Source organism: Exiguobacterium sp. S22-S28 (assembly GCF_043359615.1).
In the GTDB taxonomy this organism is placed as follows: Bacteria; Bacillota; Bacilli; order Exiguobacteriales; family Exiguobacteriaceae; genus Exiguobacterium_A.
In genome coordinates this window covers 45668-63534 of record NZ_JBHFFC010000033.1, presented here as the reverse complement: position 1 = coordinate 63534, position 17867 = coordinate 45668, and the positions used below count along the sequence as shown (strand labels likewise).

The following is a 17867-nucleotide window of genomic DNA, read 5'->3' as shown; positions in this document are numbered from 1 at the left end:
TCGGATGGACGATGACCACCTCCACCTTTTCGATTGACGGGAAGGAGGGGGTGGTTTTTCTGATGACGATTCAAAGGGAAAGGGGACGGAAACATGAACATCTTAGTAGTGGAAGACGACTTGAACATCCAGCGTCTCGTCCGCGAGACACTCGAAGCCGACGGTCATCATGTTCAGGCGACGGCGGATGGAAATGAGGCTGCCCGTTGGTTGGAGGAACACGTATTCGAAGCGGCCGTCCTCGATGTGATGGTGCCGGGACGCAGTGGATTACAGCTCTGTGCAGATTTGCGCAGCCGTCAGGAAATTCCAATTTTAATGCTGACGGCACTGGGGGAATTGACGGATAAACGGGACGGGTTTACGGCAGGGGCAGATGATTACATCACGAAACCGTTTAATCCGGAAGAATTGATCTTTCGGCTTCATGCCGTCGCCCGGCGTTATCAAAAAGCCGTCATCCCGATCATTCGGTTTGGAGATGTCACGATCGACAAACAGAGCCAACAGCTGACGATTGGAGCGACCCGTCTGTCGATTCCCCGGCGCGAGTTCGAATTATTACATCAACTGGCCGGTTTTCCGGGACGGGTCTTCAGTCGTGAAGAATTGATTGAACACGTCTGGGGGCTTGATTTTATGGGGGATGACCGGACGATTGATGTGCACATTAAACGGTTGCGGAGTCGGTTACAAAATACGGAAGCGCTGACGATTCAAACGGTCCGGGGACACGGGTACCGGTTGGAGGTCCGGATATGAAGTCGTTGTATACGAAGATTGTCGGATTGGTCTGTCTTGTTTTGCTGGGATCCGCGTTCATTGCCTTGCTGATCAGCAATATCTTGTACTACACCGTGCTGCAAGCCTCCTACAGCCAAAAGGTCGAAGAAGCGGTTGAGACATCGTTTGCCTATTACGAACGGCACGGGGACCGACGGGTCGATTCGTTTTACGAGATGCTCAGCGCAACCGGTTTTCAGCTGTACGTCGTCCCGGAATCCGGACAGGTGAAGCGGTACGGCAATGCCTTCCGTGACGAGTCGCTGGCACCCGGGGTCATTCAGTCTGTCCGGAATGGTCAAGTCTACCAAGGAATGCGGGACTATCCATTCCACTTGTTCCTGCTCGGTCTGTTTGACAACGAAGTCATCAATACGTACGGTGCGTCCTTAGAGACGGATAGCGGAACGGATGCTGTCTTCGTCCGGCCGGATTTGAGCCGGCAGATTCGTGAACTGCATCTGTTCGTCGGCGCCTTTCTCGTCTTACTCGTCTTGATCAGTTTCCTGTTGCTCGTCTTTTCAATCCGGTACCTCGTCCGTCCGATCAAACGATTGACGCAGGCGACCGAACAGATGACGGCCGGCGATTATACCGTGACCGTCGCGACGACCGGACAAGACGAAATCGGGGAATTGTCCCGCCGCTTTGACGAGATGGCACAAGCGGTCGCCCAATCGGACGCGGAACGAAAAACATTTGTCGCGAACGTCTCGCACGAATTTCAGTCACCGCTGACGACCATTCAGGGATATGCACGGCAACTTGAACGAACGGCGCAACCGGCCGATCAAGTGAAGCTGGCGACGATTGGTCAAGAGGCGACGCGAATGGCAGAATTGACCCGGCAATTGCTTGTACTGGCGCGGTTGGATGAAGGAAGCCGGATGACACGTCTGCCGGTCGATCTCGGTCAAGCGGTGGAAGCGACGTTGCAGACGCTTCGTTATCAGTTGGATGAACGCGGAGTGGCGGTTGCCTTGAACATTCCCGATCAGACGATGATTCTTGCGAATGAGATGGCTCTTGAGCACATCTTCCACAATTTGATCCGTAATGCGCTTCATGTCTCGACTGATGGAGAAATGATTTCGATTCAAGCGGAGACGAACGAAAAAACGGTGACCGTCTTGATTCAAGATCAAGGACCTGGCATGACACCTGATATGATGGAGCAGGCATTTGAACGTTTTTATCAAGGCGATGCCTCGCGCGGCGCAACCGGAACGGGACTCGGTCTGGCAATTGTTCAGGAAACCGTCCATCAGCTTCACGGAACGGTTCGAATCGAGTCTCAACTCGGAGTCGGAACGACGTTTATTTTGACGTTTCCACACGTCCGTTAGGTTTGTTCATGTTCCGTTCATCTTCAGACCGTACGATGATCCTGTAGCGAAAGAAACAGGAGGGATCAGGAATGAAGATGGGATGGCGGGAATTGATTCGGATGAAACGGCGGTTTGCCTTGATGGCAGTCGTGACGACGTTGATTGTGCTGTTGATTTTAATGATTTCCGGTTTGGCAGACGGATTGGCATACGATAATGGAGCGGTCGTCCGGAACTTACCGGTCGAGCAAGTGGCACTGAGTCAAGATGCGGAAGGGCAGCTGACACGTTCATTTTTAAAGTCGACGGATCAGCCGGACGGGACGGAAGCACTGGGTGTCCAAAGTATGGTGCTTGAGAAAAAGAATGGAACAAAAGACGATGTGACGGTGTTCGCCTCCCCGGCAGACACGGTCTACGGTCCACGTAAACTGGCGGATTTACAGCCGGGTCAAGTACTCGTGGATACTGAATATGCCAAACAAACCGGAACGAAGATCGGTGATACGATTACGGACTTCCGGACAAAGACGACGTTTGAAATCGTCGGGACCGTCAGCGACGGCCGATACAGCCATGCACCGGTTTTATGGACGACGCTTGAGACATGGGACATGTGGCAGGACAAGATGAAAACGAACTATGTCTCGGCTTTCCTCAGTCGCGATTCCATTCAGACGGATCTTGCGACGTATACGAAAAAACAAGTGGTCGAACAAGTTCCGGGGTATGCCGCGGAACAAAACTCGTTTCAGATGATGCGGATCGCCCTTGTGTTGATCGGTTCTTTAATCTTAACGGCGTTCTTCTATATCTTAACGATGCAGAAGATGAAGCAACTCGGGATTTTAAAAGCAATCGGTATCCGGACACGAACAATCGGGAAAGGACTTGTCCTGCAGGTGTTCGTCTTGACCGCAGCCTCGTTTTTGATCAGTCTGCTTGTCACGTGGACCATCAGTCAATTGCTGCCGGGTGACTTACCGTTCCGCTTTGAATGGGTGACCGGTTTCGGATACGGCGGCTTGATCATCGTAACGGCCTTGATCGGCGGATTGATTCCGTTACGAGCCTTAAGAAAATTGGAGCCGGCAGAGGCGATGGGAGGACTGACAGGATGATTAAACTGACACATGTCGAACAAACGTATGGTGAGATGCGGATTTTACAGGATGTTTCGTTTGAGGCGAAGACAGGGGAATTGATTGCGCTTGTCGGACCGAGCGGCAGCGGGAAAAGTACCTTATTGCAATTACTCGGCTTGTTACAAAGTCCCTCTGACGGAATGATTCAGTTTGACGGGCGTCCGGTCGTGGATTCGTCCGATGAAGGACGACGCCGGATGCGGCTCGAAGAAATCGGCTTCATCTTTCAGGAATCGCACCTCGTGCCTTTTTTGACGGCGGCGGAACAACTCGAACTCGTCGCGGAAGAAGCCGGACGGACGATTGATACGGCAGCACAACTGGACGTGTTTGGATTACGGGACAGACGGAACCATTTGCCGCATGCCTTATCCGGCGGGGAGCGGCAACGTGTCGCGATTGCCCGCGCGCTCGTGAATGATCCGCGTCTCGTCTTGGCGGACGAACCGACGGCGAGTCTCGATTATGAAAATGCCCAGCTCGTCATGCAACTGTTGCAACAGCAGGCGCACGAACATGGAAAAACGGTTCTTGTCATTACGCATGACGAACGGATGCTGACATATTGTGACCGGATCTTACGGATGGAAGACGGTCGGGTGCTCGAATAAAAAGAAGAGTGGATGTCCTGCTTGGTTTGTTTTCATGTTTAAACAAACTGAGCAGGGCATTTTTTTTGGTATACTAGTCAGTATACGAATACGATGAGGTGGCAGGAACCATGAATTTTTCTAAATTTATTCAGTCTGAACTCCAAGTGGTCAATACGGCACAGATCGCCAAGTGGTTGGAAGATAAAAGTTTGTCGAAGCGTGATTACAAGCGGTTGGCCGAAGACTTTAAAACAATCGTCATCATGGAAGAAGCCGGTTTTTATGAGCAAGCCGATACACGATTTTTACAATGGAAAAACGTCCCGTTGCCGGCTGAACTTTACCGTTACCGTCTGGCAATCGCCGGAAAAGTCGGAGGAAAACGATTGGCTCGAAAACGCCTTTCGACGTTCCCGCCGGCATTAAAAAATCATCCGCAACTCAAGACATGGAAAAAAACGCTTCAGCTCAATCCGGTTTGGCTGGGTGGAATCGTGGTGGCGGGGATTGTCCTCCTCGGCGTCACGCAAATCGATTTTTCGGAAGAAGCAGCGACGAAACAGCCGACGGAACAGGTAAATGTCGAGCAGAAGCTCGCTGCGTTGGAAAAAGAAGTCGAACAATTGAAAGAGAAAAACGCAAAGCTGACGGCATCTGAAAAGAAGAAAGAGCAGCCGGATGCGCCAAAAGCGGAGGAACCGAAGGCGGAGGAACCAAAAGAGTCGGAAACAACGACAAAAGATCCGAAACAGGCACTCGAACAAGCGGTCTCTTCCGTTCAGTCAAAAGACTATAAAGCAGCCAATCAATTATTGACGGGAAATGTCCTGACGAACAAGGAAACGTCCGGTATGGCACGTTTCTATAAACTGATTGCAGCCGGCAAGCTGAAAGAGACGAAACAAAGTGATTATGTCGCCTACCGGAACGATTTTCCGGATTCCGGTTACATGAGTGACGTGTTGTGGATGCAGGCCGTATATGAACAAAAAAATAAAGTCGGAAACTACAAAGCGACACTGCAAGAATTGGCCAAACAACCGGACAATGAATGGTCGTATGCCGCAAAAGCGATTTTAGAAGGAAAAAGTACACTTGGGGACTGATTCACAGAAAACAGTTCCCAAGCAGTCGTCTTTTAGAGTACAATGCGAAAAGAGAATGGAGAGGAGATGCAAAACAATGAGTAAAGTACATGTATTTGATCACCCATTGATTCAGCACAAGATGACGATCATGCGTAAAGTCGAAACAGGAACGAAACAATTCCGGGAGCTTGTCGACGAAGTGGCTTCATTGATGGCATATGAACTCACGCGCGACCTTCCACTGACGGACGTTGAAATCGAGACACCGGTCACGAAAACGACGCAAAAGATGATCGACGGCAAGAAACTGGGGATCGTTCCGATTCTTCGTGCCGGTCTTGGCATGGTCGACGGCATGCTTCGCATGATGCCGAACGTCAAAGTCGGACATATCGGTCTTTACCGTGATCCGGAGACACTTGAGCCGACAGAATACTATCTCAAATTACCGACAGACGTCGCAGAACGTGATTTCGTCGTCGTCGATCCAATGCTTGCGACAGGCGGTTCTGCTGCCGACGCAATCTCCTCTTTGAAAAAACAGGGTGCACAAAGCATTAAGCTCGCTTGCCTCTGTGCAGCACCGGAAGGCGTCAAACGGATTCAGGAAGAACACCCGGATGTCGATATTTATCTCGCGGCACTGGATGAGAAATTGAATGACCATGGTTACATCGTTCCTGGACTCGGGGATGCGGGTGACCGTCTGTTTGGTACAAAGTAATCGATCGACTGAGAGACGCTGCCTGTGAAGGGAGCGTCTTTTTTTCATTTTCAGTGAAGACGGGCGGGAACTGCGCGTCCGACAGGGAATATGTTTTAATTAAGAAAAGAAGTAAAAAGGAGGAAACTTGTATGCCCATTAAAGTCATGCCGATTTTCGGCACACGACCGGAAGCGATCAAGATGGCACCACTCGTCAACGTCTTAAAACAAAATCCTGCGTTTGATGTTCATGTCACGATCACGGCGCAACACCGGGAAATGCTTGATCAAGTATTAGAGCTGTTTGAGATTACACCCGATCACGATTTGAATATCATGAAGCCCCGCCAAACGTTAGTCGATATCACGACGCGTGGTCTCGAAGGATTGGATGCGGTCATGAAAGAAGTCCAGCCCGATCTTGTGTTAGTCCACGGCGATACGACGACGACGTTCGTCGGAAGCCTTGCCGCTTATTACAATCAAATCAAAGTCGGGCACGTCGAAGCCGGACTCCGTACATACGATAAATATTCACCGTTCCCGGAAGAAGTGAACCGGCAGTTGACGTCGACCTTGGCTGACCTGCATTTCGCACCAACCGATCAGGCGGCAGCGAACCTCGCGTCAGAAAACCGGAAGACGGGTGTCTACGTCACGGGCAATACGGCGATTGATGCCTTACAGACGACGGTCCAACCCGATTATGTCCATCCTGTGCTTGAGACGGTCGGAGACAGACGTCTTGTTTTAATGACGGCGCACCGGCGTGAAAATCAGGGCGTGAAAATGCATCAGATGTTCCGTGCGATCCGGCGTCTTGCAGATGATTACCCGGATATCCATATCGTTTATCCCGTCCATTTAAATCCGGTTGTCCAAGAAGCAGCCAAGGATGTGTTCAAAGGGCACGACCGGATCACCTTGATTCCGCCGCTTGATGTCTTCGACTTCCATAACTTCGCCAGTCGGGCGCATCTGATTCTGACTGATTCCGGCGGTGTCCAGGAAGAAGCGCCGTCGCTTGGTGTTCCGGTTCTCGTCTTACGCGATACAACGGAACGTCCGGAAGGCGTGACGGCAGGAACACTGAAACTCGCGGGCACGGACGAAGACACAATCTACCGTCTCGCGAGCGAGCTGCTGGACGATAAAGTCGCCTATGCGGAGATGGCACATGCTTCAAACCCATATGGGGACGGTCATGCCTCGGAACGAATTGCAGCGGCGATTTTAGAACATTTTAACCACAAAGCGACGTTTGAACCGTTTCAGGTAAATAACTGAATGTCGTATGAACAGCCGAACCAAAAAACTACCCGTTTCTCGCACTCCGGCAAGAGGTGCATGAAACGGGTGGTTCGCGTGTCGTTACGACCAGTGTGACGGTCGAAGCAATCGTTCCGGAAGACGTGTTCCGGCGTCTCCTTGAGCGGCATTGATTTGGGCCTGCGTTAAAAACAGGGCATCCGTCAGGTCGGCGCCCCGCAGATTACAATCACGCAAGTCGGCGCCGAGGAAATTGACGCCGCGTAATTGACAGTGCGACAGATTCGTTGCCAGTAAAAACCGTCCCCGAAGGCTACAACCGGATAAATTCTGCCGGGAAACGTTTTTACCAATCCAGTCGTTTGGAAGTGTCCGTGGCTTTTTCCGGTACGGCGCTTGGACAAGTGTTTCGATTTGCGCGAGGAGCGGCAGGATCGTCGAGCGGAGATGGTCGACGTCGAGTGTGGCAAGTTCAGCCGGAGGTAACCCGGTCTTCACATTGAGTTCCTGGAGTTTTGTTTCCAAGGCATCATGAATTGAACGGGTTTCCGGTCGGATACCGTCGGTGAGATACCACATCATTTCCTGAAGGTGGACCATCTTCGGATAGAGGGTGTACATGAGTGGTTTCGTTGAATCGTCATAGACGCCTGAGAACGTCACTTGCGAAATCTGTTGACCGGCTCCGAAACAATCATAAACGGTGCACCCTTTATAGCCGCTTGGACGTAGTCGGTCATGAATCTTGCACCGGTAATCGGCATCGAGGTTCCGGCATGGGGTTGCTTCCGGCTTATCGTGTCCGAAGTCGCTGGATGCGGAAAATGCGAGTGCCGTGCAGCATAAGCCAAAACAGTCGGTGCACCGGACGCGAAAACGTTCTGTTTCCATTTTTTCACTTCCTTCTGATGTTCTGTCTTCTTTTTACCATAACGATCCGTCTGTCGACAATCGTCCGAAAACGTTATTGTTGAAACGAATTAACCGGACGACCGATAGGGCAACTCATCTAAAAAAAAGCGTGAGAATCAAAACAGTCGGGTGAAATGTATGGTTTTTGTTAAAAAATCAACTGCCGGATGACCTCAAAACGATGAAATCAGATCTGACATTTTGGGCTGTGACAAGGCACACACGAGATGAATTGGAAATCGCCTGCGGTCTTTGTTACAAACAGATGTCAAAGGCGTTTTTCTGTCCCAAAACGAAAGCGTTTACAATTGTGAATAAAAATTGTTTTTTCACAAAATCGACACAAATCAAATTTAGGCGGCTTGTTTCTCATTACAAAACACGATATAACGTTACTGTTCAATGGTTTTGTTCACCTAGTGAACCATCTCGATAAACGTTGATAGCACTACATATTTTCTTCACATCTTCGTGAAAAGAGTGGCACGGGATACTTCTGTGAAAACCTTATCAATTGTTGATATACAATGGTTTCGACGGTCCATTTTAATTGTGAATTCATTTGACTATGAAATGGTTCTCATTGTATTCTTGACTAGTATGAAAATCCGCAAATTGTGGGAAAGAAAAAGAACTCACAACTGGGAAAAGGGGGTCGTCTCTAGTGCGCCAAAAAGGGCTCGCGACGAGTATGGTTATGGCCTCGCAAATTTCGACGGCACTGGCCGCACCGATCGTCATCGGCTTTCTTGTTGGGAACTATGGGGAACAGCAGGACTGGTGGCAAAAAATGGGGGCGACGTTTGCAGTGTTCATCGGGATTTTCATCGGCATTCTCTGCATGATCGCAATGATCAGGCACTTGTTAGGAGACAAGACATGAACATCATCCTTCAAGATGCGTTGTATCGTGCGTACTTAAGATGGTTCGGACTCTATTATGGAATCCTTGCCGTCCTGTTACTTGTCGGTTATCCGAGTGATCCAGTGATTTATGGGCTGGCATTAGGTGGGGCAGGTAGCTTCATGATTCTGACGCTGCAACGATTAAGCGTCGATCGAATGTATCGTGTAATCGAACGTGGGCGCAAGCCGATGTCTCGAGGGACCGTATCACGCATGGCGGTCGCGGTACTTTGTGTGATGATCGGTTTGAAGTACGAGACCGAATTGTCATTAACTGCGGTGGTAATAGGCCTTCTCGCCGGCCACGTCATACAATTTTGTGAGTATTTTACTCACGAACTTAAGCGGGAAAAGAGGTGAATAGTCAAATGAACCACGAAATGCCACTTTACGAAATCCCACTCTGGGGCGACTTCGTTCTGTACGGTAGCTGGACAAACTTGATCACAGTGCTGATTGCAGCTGCTCTCGTTTTCCTGATTGCCGTGGCCGGTACGCGACGTCTTGTGATGAAGCCAACCGGTGCTCAAAACGTGATGGAGATGTTCCTCGAGTTCGTTCGCGGAATCATCAGCAGCACGATGGATTGGAAAACAGGGGGTCGCTTCCTAACTTTCGGAATGACACTGTTCCTATTCATCATCGTGTCCAACTTAATGGGTCTTCCCTTTAACGTTGTAACGGGTCACTACATTTGGTTCAACTCACCAACTGCAGATCCGTACGTGACACTGGCACTTTCATCTATGGTAGTGGTCATGAGCCATTATTACGGTGTGAAAATGCGCGGCTTCGGCTCGTATGCGAAAACGTTTATGACGCCGATGTTTATTATTACCATCATCGAAGAATTCGCAAACACGTTGACACTAGGTCTTCGTCTTTACGGTAACATCTTCGCGGGTGAGATCATGATTGGTATCATTCTCTCGATCGGTATCATCTCTGGAACGAACGATTTCCAATTCCTCGGACCAGTCGGTGTGATCCTGTCAGCGATTCCAATGCTGATCTGGCAAGGATTCTCGCTCTTCATCGGAGCCATCCAAGCGTATATCTTCCTTATCTTAACGATGGTTTACATCGGGCATAAGGCAGCGCACGACCATTAATTCGAAGGTAAAGCATCTGCTTTTCCGATAACCGCACGACCAAATTTCGAACACAATCTAGGGAGGCAATTCATAATGGAACTTATTGCAACAGCGATCATCATCGGACTCGGCGCACTCGGCGCAGGTATCGGTAACGGTCTTATCGTAAACGGTACAGTATTAGGACAAGCACGTCAGCCAGAACTCAAAAACGAACTTCGTCAAACAATGTTCATCGGTATCGGTCTCGTTGAGGCACTTCCAATCATCGGTGTAGCGGTCGGTTTCCTTCTCCTCAACTCTTAATCCGTATTTTACGTATCAAGAACTGAGCTACATAGGGCGTTATTCGTTCCATTAGAGTGAACCGTCATGGGGGCTACGGCTCCCTTATGTAGATACTAGAAGTAGGACCAACCACGAGGGGAGTGTAATCGAATGAATCTCACGTATCTTGCGGCAGAAGCAGGCGGCGAAAGTAGTCACCTCTTACTTGCTAACATGATCGTCACGATCGTCGTTTTCCTCTTGCTCCTCATCCTCTTGAAGAAATTCGCATGGGGCCCGCTCGTCAACATGATGAAAGCGCGGGAAGAGCATGTGGCTAGCGAGATCAATTCGGCTGAAAAAAGCCGGAAAGACGCTCAAGTCTACGTAGAACAACAACAAGCAGAACTCAACAAGGCACGTACGGAAGCACGTGACCTGTTAGAAGCATCACGCCGTCAAGCTGAGGCAGAACAAGCACGTGCGATGGAGCAGGCACGTGTCGAAACAGAATTGAGTAAGGAAGAAGCCCGCCGTGCGATCGAACGCGAACGCGCTGAAGCACAAGCTGCTTTGAAGAACGATGTTGCTCTTCAAGCAATCGCTGCAGCACGCCACGTCATGAAAACACAGCTGGCGACAGACGAAGCGGCACAACGTGCACTCGTCGACCAATTCCTTGCTGACACTAAGGGCACGAACTAATGCGTGACCACGTAGCGGGACGCTACGCAAAAGCGCTCTTCGATCTTGCACTCGAACACCATGTGCTCGAACAAGCAGAAGCTGATGTGCGAACGCTCGGCGAAGTGCTCCACGCAACACCAGAGCTCGCATCGGTGTTAGAAAACCCATCGATTTCTGCAGAAGAGCTGAAGCAAGTCCTTCATACGAGCTTCACAGGCTTCAATACGATTGTCTTAAATACGATCCTCGTCATGGTCGAAAACGACCGGGCATCGGAAGTATTGGCATTGCCGGGGCATTTCATCGCGTTGTTGAACGAATACCGTAACGTGGCGACAGCAATCGTCACAAGTGCATACAAACTGTCGGACGAAGAACTCACGAACGTGAAGGAAACGTTTGGCCAAAAATCAGGTAAAACGCTTGAAGTAGAAAATGTTGTGGATACGAATGTAATCGGTGGACTTCGTGTTCAAATCGGTTACACGACATATGACGGCACGATCGAAACGAAACTAACGCGACTTGAGCGTGAGCTGTTAAAAGCGTAAGAAAATAGGGGTGAAACGCATGAGCATTAGAGCTGAAGAAATCAGCGCCCTGCTTAAAGCGCGTATCGCGCAGTACGGTTCTACGATGGAAGTGAACGAGACAGGTACAGTCATCCAAATCGGTGATGGTATCGCTCGTGCACACGGACTCGACAACGTCATGTCGGGAGAGCTCGTAGAATTCGCTAACGGCACAATGGGCTTGGCGCAAAACTTAGAAGAAGGCAACGTCGGTATCATCATTCTTGGTGACTACCTTGAAATCAAAGAAGGCGACTCTGTTCGCCGTACGGGGCGCATCATGGAAGTACCAACAGGAGACGCACTCCTCGGACGTGTCGTCAACCCGCTCGGTATGCCGATCGATGGTCTTGGTCCAATCGAAACAGAACACTATAACCCAATCGAGCGTAAAGCTTCTGGTGTTATGGCACGTAAATCGGTTCACGAACCACTTCAGACGGGAATCAAGGCAATCGATGCCCTCGTTCCAATCGGTCGTGGACAACGTGAGTTGATCATCGGTGACCGTCAGACGGGTAAAACGTCGATCGCCATCGATACGATCATCAACCAAAAAGAAGAAAACATGATCTGTATCTACGTCGCAATCGGACAAAAAGAATCAACAGTCCGTGGTGTTGTTGAAACACTCCGTAAAAACGGTGCACTTGATTACACGATCGTCGTTTCGGCAGCTGCTTCACAGCCGGCGCCACTTCTTTACCTCGCACCATTCGCTGGTGTAGCGATGGGTGAACACTTCATGGATCTCGGCAAGCACGTTCTTGTCATCTATGATGATCTTTCGAAACAAGCAGCGGCATACCGTGAGCTTTCGCTTCTTCTGAAGCGTCCACCAGGCCGCGAAGCCTACCCGGGTGATGTCTTCTACCTTCACTCACGTCTCCTTGAGCGTGCAGCGAAATTGAACGACGGACTTGGTGGCGGTAGCTTAACAGCACTTCCATTCATCGAGACACAAGCGTCGGATATCTCGGCTTACATCCCGACAAACGTTATCTCGATCACGGATGGTCAAATCTTCCTTCAATCGGATCTCTTCTTCTCAGGTGTCCGTCCAGCGATCAACCCGGGTCTCTCGGTATCGCGTGTAGGTGGTTCGGCTCAAGTAAAAGCGATGAAGAAGGTAGCGGGTACGCTCCGTCTTGACCTCGCCTCTTACCGTGAGTTAGAAGCCTTTTCACAGTTCGGATCTGACCTTGATAAAGCGACACAATCGAAGCTTAACCGTGGTGAGCGGACAGTAGAGGTTCTGAAACAGGATCTCAACCAACCGTTGACTGTCGACAAGCAAGTCATCATCATCTATGCCTTGACTCGTGGTCACCTTGATGATGTTGCTGTTTCGGATATTCGTCGTTTTGAAAAGGAACTCAACCTTTGGCTCGATCAAAACCGCAAACAACTTTGCGACGAGATCCGTAAAACAGGTAACCTTCCAGCTGACGAAGAAATCGTTACTGCAATCTCAGAATTTAAGAAAACGTTCCAACCGACGGTCTAAGAGATTTCTCTTAGACTCGGTCGGACGCTCTTGATACTAACAAGGTGGTGAATCGAAATGGCATCGTTGCGCGAGATACAAACGCGGATCAACTCGACGAAAAGTACGAAACAGATCACGAAAGCGATGAACATGGTTTCGGCGTCGAAACTGAACCGCGCTCAAGCACATAGCGCGAAGTTCCAGCCTTACATGCTGAAAATGCAGGAGGTGCTCGGAACCATTGCGAATGGCACGACAGGTGCTAGCCATCCGATGCTCGAAAAACGTCCTGTCAAAAAGACAGGCTATATCGTCATCACATCGGATCGCGGCTTAGCTGGTGCATATAACGCCAACGTGCTGCGTGAAGTCTACCGGGAAATCAAAGAAAAGCATACTACGGACAGTTACGTCTTGTTCGTGGTCGGTAAAGTCGGTGTCCAGTTCTTCCGTTCACGCGGAATTACGGTCACGGATGCGATCACAGGACTAAACGATTCTCCTTCGTATGTCGATGTCGCAGAAATCGTGAAGCGTACAGTGAGTGCGTTCACGCTCGGCGAAATCGACGAACTCAAGCTGTGCTACAACCATTTCTTGTCTGTCATCAGCCAGGAAGTGAAAGTCGAAACCCTTCTCCCGCTCGGAGAAATCGAAGCTTCGTCTTCGACGACTTATGAGTACGAGCCAAGTGAGGAACAAATCCTCTCTGAACTCCTTCCGCGTTATGCGGAGAGCTTGATTTTCGGTGCGCTTCTTGACGCGAAAGTAGCAGAACATGCGTCACGTATGACAGCAATGCAAAGTGCGACAGATAACGCAGATGACTTGATCGGTCGATTGACTCTCGTCTACAACCGGGCTCGACAAGCTGCAATCACGCAAGAAATCACAGAGATCGTCAGTGGAGCCGCTGCCCAGCAGTAAGCCACTCGGCGTAATGATAGCTAGGAGGAAACACGATGAACGAACTCGGTTTAAAAGGCCGCGTCGTCGCGGTCATGGGACCTGTCATCGACGTTAAGTTCGACGGACACTTGCCGAACATCTACAACGCGCTTCGTATTCAATATACGCCGCAAACAGTAGAAGAAGTGGCTATCGACTTGACGCTTGAGGTCGCCTTGCACCTTGGTGACGACGTCGTCCGTACCATTGCGATGGATTCTACGGATGGTGTACGCCGCGGAGTGGAAGTACTGGACACTGGTGCTCCAATCTCGGTACCTGTCGGAGAAGCAACGCTTGGTCGCGTCTTCAACGTACTCGGTAACCCAATTGATGAAAAAGAACTCGATGCAAGCGTGGAACGTCTTCCGATCCACAAAAAAGCACCGACGTTTGATAACCTTTCAACAAAAGTTGAAATCCTCGAAACAGGAATTAAAGTCGTTGACTTACTCGCTCCTTACATCAAGGGTGGTAAGATCGGTCTCTTCGGTGGTGCCGGTGTAGGTAAGACCGTCCTCATCCAGGAATTGATCAACAACATCGCCCAAGAGCACAGCGGTATCTCGGTATTCGCAGGTGTTGGTGAGCGGACGCGTGAAGGTAATGACTTGTACCATGAGATGACGGATTCAGGCGTTATCAAACAAACGGCGATGGTCTTCGGTCAGATGAACGAGCCGCCGGGCGCACGTCTTCGTGTTGCCTTGACTGGTTTGACAATGGCGGAATACTTCCGTGATGAGCAAGGACAAGACGTTCTTCTCTTCGTCGATAACATCTTCCGTTATACACAAGCAGGTTCAGAGGTATCGGCCCTTCTCGGTCGTATGCCGTCTGCCGTTGGTTACCAACCGACACTTGCAACAGAGATGGGTATGCTTCAAGAGCGTATCACGTCAACAAACAAAGGTTCGGTTACATCGATCCAAGCGGTTTATGTACCAGCCGATGATTATACTGACCCGGCTCCTGCGACGACGTTTGCTCACTTAGATGCAACGACGAACCTTGAGCGCCGTCTCTCTGAGATGGGGATCTATCCTGCCGTGGATCCACTTGCGTCGACATCACGCGCCCTTTCACCGGAAATCGTCGGGGAAGAGCACTACGGTATCGCGCGTCAAGTTCAGGAAACACTTCAGCGTTACAAAGAACTTCAAGATATCATCGCGATCCTCGGTATGGACGAGTTGTCTGAAGAAGACAAATTGACTGTACACCGTGCGCGTCGTATCCAGTTCTTCTTGTCGCAGAACTTCCACGTAGCTGAGCAGTTCACAGGACAAAAAGGATCGTACGTTCCAGTTAAGGACACGATCCGCGGCTTCAAAGAAATCCTCGACGGAAAACACGATGATTTGACGGAAGAAGCATTCCGTCTTGTCGGTCCGATCGAAGATGCGATTGAAAAAGCGAAGACGCTTGTCTAAGTGACAAAGCATAAGGGGGACTTGAGATGAACACACTTCATGTCAATATCGTCACCCCGGATGGCGAAGTGTATGATGGCAATGTCCGTATGGTCGTTGCGAAAACGATATCTGGTGAAATCGGGGTCCTCCCGCACCACGTACCGCTCGTAACACCACTCGACATCAGCATCTTGAAGTTGCGCCACGAAGATGGCGGACGCACGTTGATCGCTATCAGCGGTGGCTTTATGGAAGTGCGCCAGGATACAGTGACGGTTCTTGCTGAAACGGCTGAAGCGGCGGAGAAGGTCGATTATGACCGTGCCTCTGCTGCGAAAGTCCGGGCAGAACGTCGCCTCCAGGACACGAAATTATCAGATCTTGAGTTCAAACGCGCTGAGCTTTCATTGAAACGCGCAATCAACCGTCTCAACCTAAAAGAGTACGGTCGCGATTGACCCAAGTCAAAACCCCGGTTTCCGTCATGGAAATCGGGGTTTTTTTGAGTGAAGGTCAATGATTAACAGGAAGACAACCGTTTTCCCACAGGATTCAGGAGATTCATGTTTAACATAGGTCAAAAATGTAAAAGTACATTATATGTGTCCTCTTCTCACATTTTTTAATCTTATTATGCGAAATTTACCATAATCCTCTTTCCATAATATATTTTATACGCTAAAATAAATTATCTTGTGTCTTTTTGTTTGCGCAATCATTCATTGTATGAAATCATAGTAAGGTTGGAAAAACCTAAAAAGAAGAGGTGCAAGAGCAGTGACGTCAATCGGTTTAAGTGCATTAATCAGTATGCTCGTCTATTTGACGGCCATCATTTTTGCCTGGTGGGCACTCCTTCCGGTGAAATGGGAAAAATTCCTGCAACATCCTAGAGGGGCACAAGCTGTCGTATTGCGTGTGTTACTGGCCGTTGCGCTCGGTTCACTCGTCGCCCGCTTTTTCCTCGACTATTCCGGATTCGCGCAGCGTCTCCAGTTCTTAGTCGGGTGAACTTGTAACTTCATTGTAAACCCTAAATCGTCAATCTGATTTAGTATGGAACAGGATAGTATTCTTATAATGAAGAAACATCATCATCGTCAAGCTGAAAAGTCGTGTTGGATTCAGAATGAGAGATCAACTACAGGGTGTTTCTCTTCTATCATGCGTTGGGCTTCAACTATGATTCACACCAATCGCGAATTAAAATAATAGAACAGAAACGAAAGCAGAGGAGTATGCGTAATGGAAAAAATTGTTGTCCGTGGCGGACGTAAATTAGCTGGAACAGTAAAGGTCGAAGGTGCAAAAAACGCAGTCTTAAAAACATTGGTCGCAACATTGCTTGCTTCAGAAGGAACATCGGTCCTTCAAAACGTCCCACGTTTGGCAGACGTCTATACGATTAATAACGTCTTGCGGAACTTAAACGCAGAAGTCACATTCGATGCCGAAGCAAACACTGTCTCGGTCAATGCAGAAGCAGACTTAAAAGATGAAGCACCACTTGAATACGTTCGTAAAATGCGTGCGTCGATTCTCGTCATGGGACCACTCCTTGCACGTCTCGGTCGTGCGCGTGTCGCAATGCCGGGTGGTTGTGCTATTGGTTCCCGTCCAATCGATCTTCACTTAAAAGGATTCGAAGCGATGGGCGCGAAAACAATCATCGGCAACGGATTTGTGGAAGCACACGTCGACGGTCGTCTCCAAGGTGCTAAAATCTACCTCGACTTCCCGTCAGTCGGAGCAACAGAAAACATCATGATGGCTGCGACACTGGCTGAAGGCACAACTGTCATCGAAAACGTCGCGAAAGAACCGGAAATCGTCGACCTCGCCAACTTCCTCAACGCGATGGGCGCAAAAGTCCGCGGTGCGGGAACAGAAACGATTCGCGTCGAAGGTGTCGAGAAGCTTCACGGCGGCAACCACTACGTCATCCCGGACCGGATTGAAGCCGGTACGTTCATGATTGCAGCAGCGATCACAGAAGGCGACGTTGAAGTCATCGGAGCAGAACGTGAACACCTCCGTCCATTGATTTCAAAAATGGAAGAGATGGGTGTTAAAATCTCGGATACAGAAGAAGGTCTTCGTGTCATCGGACCAAAGAAACTCGTTGCAATCGACGTGAAGACAATGCCGCACCCTGGTTTCCCGACAGACGTTCAAGCACAGATGATGGCGTTGGTCTTAAAAGCAGAAGGCACATCCGTCATCACGGAAACGGTCTTTGAGAACCGCTTCATGCATGTCGAAGAATTCCGTCGTATGAACGCTGACATCAAGATCGAAGGTCGTTCATCGATCATCACAGGCGGGGTCCAACTCCAAGGAGCAGAAGTCCTTTCAACGGATCTCCGTTCAGGAGCAGCACTCGTCACGGCTGGTCTGATTGCAGAAGGCGAAACACGTGTCGGTGCGTTGCATCACATCGATCGTGGATATGTCGATTTCCACTTGAAATTACAAGCACTCGGCGCAGATGTCGAGCGCATTACGGAAGAAACAGTTGCCATCGAAGAGACGGCAGCAACGAAGCTTTAAGCTATCATTTCATTCCAATACATTCTTGACGACTTTCTTAAAAGAAAGTCGTCTCTTTTTGTTCCCCTGTGCTAGAATTGAAAGGTATGTATACATAAATGGGTTAGACGTCCAAA

Annotated in this window: 20 protein-coding genes; 19 read left to right on the top strand and 1 reads right to left on the bottom strand. The window is 49.6% G+C overall.

Annotated elements, in window-relative coordinates:
• The first annotated feature begins 93 nt into the window (after positions 1-93).
• The 7 genes from ACHA8N_RS16000 to wecB all read left to right on the top strand — a co-directional run bounded on the left by ACHA8N_RS16000 (position 94) and on the right by wecB (position 6929).
• Positions 94-762, top strand: coding sequence for a response regulator transcription factor (locus tag ACHA8N_RS16000; RefSeq protein ID WP_147510247.1), 669 nt, complete (start codon positions 94-96; stop codon positions 760-762).
• Positions 759-2129: a sensor histidine kinase gene (locus ACHA8N_RS15995; RefSeq protein WP_393966301.1), complete on the top strand. Its 1371-nt coding sequence runs from the start codon at positions 759-761 to the stop codon at positions 2127-2129. The genes ACHA8N_RS16000 and ACHA8N_RS15995 overlap by 4 nt, the downstream gene beginning before the upstream one ends.
• 71 nt (positions 2130-2200) lie before the next feature.
• Positions 2201-3232: an ABC transporter permease gene (locus ACHA8N_RS15990; RefSeq protein ID WP_147510249.1), complete on the top strand. Its 1032-nt coding sequence runs from the start codon at positions 2201-2203 to the stop codon at positions 3230-3232.
• Positions 3229-3867 carry an ABC transporter ATP-binding protein gene (locus tag ACHA8N_RS15985; protein WP_393966300.1) on the top strand — a complete coding sequence of 213 codons (639 nt, stop codon included), beginning with the start codon at positions 3229-3231 and terminating at the stop codon, positions 3865-3867. Before ACHA8N_RS15990 ends, ACHA8N_RS15985 begins: the two co-directional genes overlap by 4 nt.
• 110 nt (positions 3868-3977) lie before the next feature.
• Positions 3978-4955 (top strand): hypothetical protein, encoded by a 978-nt coding sequence (locus ACHA8N_RS15980; RefSeq protein WP_393966299.1) that lies wholly within the window; start codon positions 3978-3980, stop codon positions 4953-4955.
• Positions 4956-5031: 76 nt separating this feature from the next.
• A complete protein-coding gene (upp, locus tag ACHA8N_RS15975) occupies positions 5032-5661 on the top strand; it encodes a uracil phosphoribosyltransferase (RefSeq protein ID WP_147510252.1) in 630 nt (209 codons plus the stop codon).
• Positions 5662-5792: 131 nt separating this feature from the next.
• Positions 5793-6929 (top strand): non-hydrolyzing UDP-N-acetylglucosamine 2-epimerase, encoded by a 1137-nt coding sequence (wecB, locus tag ACHA8N_RS15970; RefSeq protein WP_393966298.1) that lies wholly within the window; start codon positions 5793-5795, stop codon positions 6927-6929.
• Positions 6930-7013: 84 nt separating this feature from the next.
• On the opposite strand, the gene ACHA8N_RS15965 is transcribed toward wecB, so the two are convergent.
• The gene (locus tag ACHA8N_RS15965) at positions 7014-7802 is read right to left on the bottom strand and encodes a pentapeptide repeat-containing protein (RefSeq protein ID WP_393966297.1); all 789 of its coding nucleotides are present in this window, start codon (positions 7800-7802) and stop codon (positions 7014-7016) included.
• Between the two features lie 685 nt (positions 7803-8487).
• Between ACHA8N_RS15965 and ACHA8N_RS15960 the strand changes: the two genes are divergently transcribed.
• From ACHA8N_RS15960 to murA, 12 genes are all read left to right on the top strand, one after another.
• Complete coding sequence (locus tag ACHA8N_RS15960; protein ID WP_012371548.1) at positions 8488-8706, top strand: AtpZ/AtpI family protein; 219 nt, start codon at positions 8488-8490, stop codon at positions 8704-8706.
• The gene (locus tag ACHA8N_RS15955) at positions 8703-9089 is read left to right on the top strand and encodes an ATP synthase subunit I (RefSeq protein WP_147510255.1); all 387 of its coding nucleotides are present in this window, start codon (positions 8703-8705) and stop codon (positions 9087-9089) included. The genes ACHA8N_RS15960 and ACHA8N_RS15955 overlap by 4 nt, the downstream gene beginning before the upstream one ends.
• Before the next feature lie 8 nt (positions 9090-9097).
• On the top strand, positions 9098-9841 hold the full coding sequence (gene atpB, locus ACHA8N_RS15950) for a F0F1 ATP synthase subunit A (protein WP_026827347.1): 744 nt from the start codon (positions 9098-9100) through the stop codon (positions 9839-9841).
• 75 nt (positions 9842-9916) lie between these two features.
• Positions 9917-10129 (top strand): F0F1 ATP synthase subunit C, encoded by a 213-nt coding sequence (atpE, locus tag ACHA8N_RS15945; protein ID WP_012371545.1) that lies wholly within the window; start codon positions 9917-9919, stop codon positions 10127-10129.
• A 132-nt stretch (positions 10130-10261) separates the two neighbouring features.
• A complete protein-coding gene (gene atpF, locus ACHA8N_RS15940) occupies positions 10262-10795 on the top strand; it encodes a F0F1 ATP synthase subunit B (RefSeq protein ID WP_147510256.1) in 534 nt (177 codons plus the stop codon).
• Positions 10795-11328, top strand: a complete 534-nt coding sequence (locus tag ACHA8N_RS15935) for a F0F1 ATP synthase subunit delta (protein ID WP_393966296.1) — start codon at positions 10795-10797, stop codon at positions 11326-11328. The genes atpF and ACHA8N_RS15935 overlap by 1 nt, the downstream gene beginning before the upstream one ends.
• 19 nt (positions 11329-11347) lie before the next feature.
• Positions 11348-12856 carry a F0F1 ATP synthase subunit alpha gene (gene atpA / locus ACHA8N_RS15930; protein ID WP_014971399.1) on the top strand — a complete coding sequence of 503 codons (1509 nt, stop codon included), beginning with the start codon at positions 11348-11350 and terminating at the stop codon, positions 12854-12856.
• A 57-nt stretch (positions 12857-12913) separates the two neighbouring features.
• The gene (gene atpG / locus ACHA8N_RS15925; RefSeq protein WP_147510258.1) at positions 12914-13765 is read left to right on the top strand and encodes an ATP synthase F1 subunit gamma; all 852 of its coding nucleotides are present in this window, start codon (positions 12914-12916) and stop codon (positions 13763-13765) included.
• A gap of 35 nt (positions 13766-13800) precedes the next feature.
• Positions 13801-15219: a F0F1 ATP synthase subunit beta gene (gene atpD, locus ACHA8N_RS15920; RefSeq protein WP_147510259.1), complete on the top strand. Its 1419-nt coding sequence runs from the start codon at positions 13801-13803 to the stop codon at positions 15217-15219.
• 26 nt (positions 15220-15245) lie between these two features.
• Positions 15246-15659, top strand: a complete 414-nt coding sequence (locus ACHA8N_RS15915; protein ID WP_147510260.1) for a F0F1 ATP synthase subunit epsilon — start codon at positions 15246-15248, stop codon at positions 15657-15659.
• A gap of 319 nt (positions 15660-15978) precedes the next feature.
• Positions 15979-16212 carry a DUF1146 family protein gene (locus ACHA8N_RS15910; protein WP_147510261.1) on the top strand — a complete coding sequence of 78 codons (234 nt, stop codon included), beginning with the start codon at positions 15979-15981 and terminating at the stop codon, positions 16210-16212.
• A 234-nt stretch (positions 16213-16446) separates the two neighbouring features.
• Complete coding sequence (gene murA, locus ACHA8N_RS15905; protein ID WP_147510262.1) at positions 16447-17751, top strand: UDP-N-acetylglucosamine 1-carboxyvinyltransferase; 1305 nt, start codon at positions 16447-16449, stop codon at positions 17749-17751.
• Positions 17752-17867: the final 116 nt, after the last annotated feature.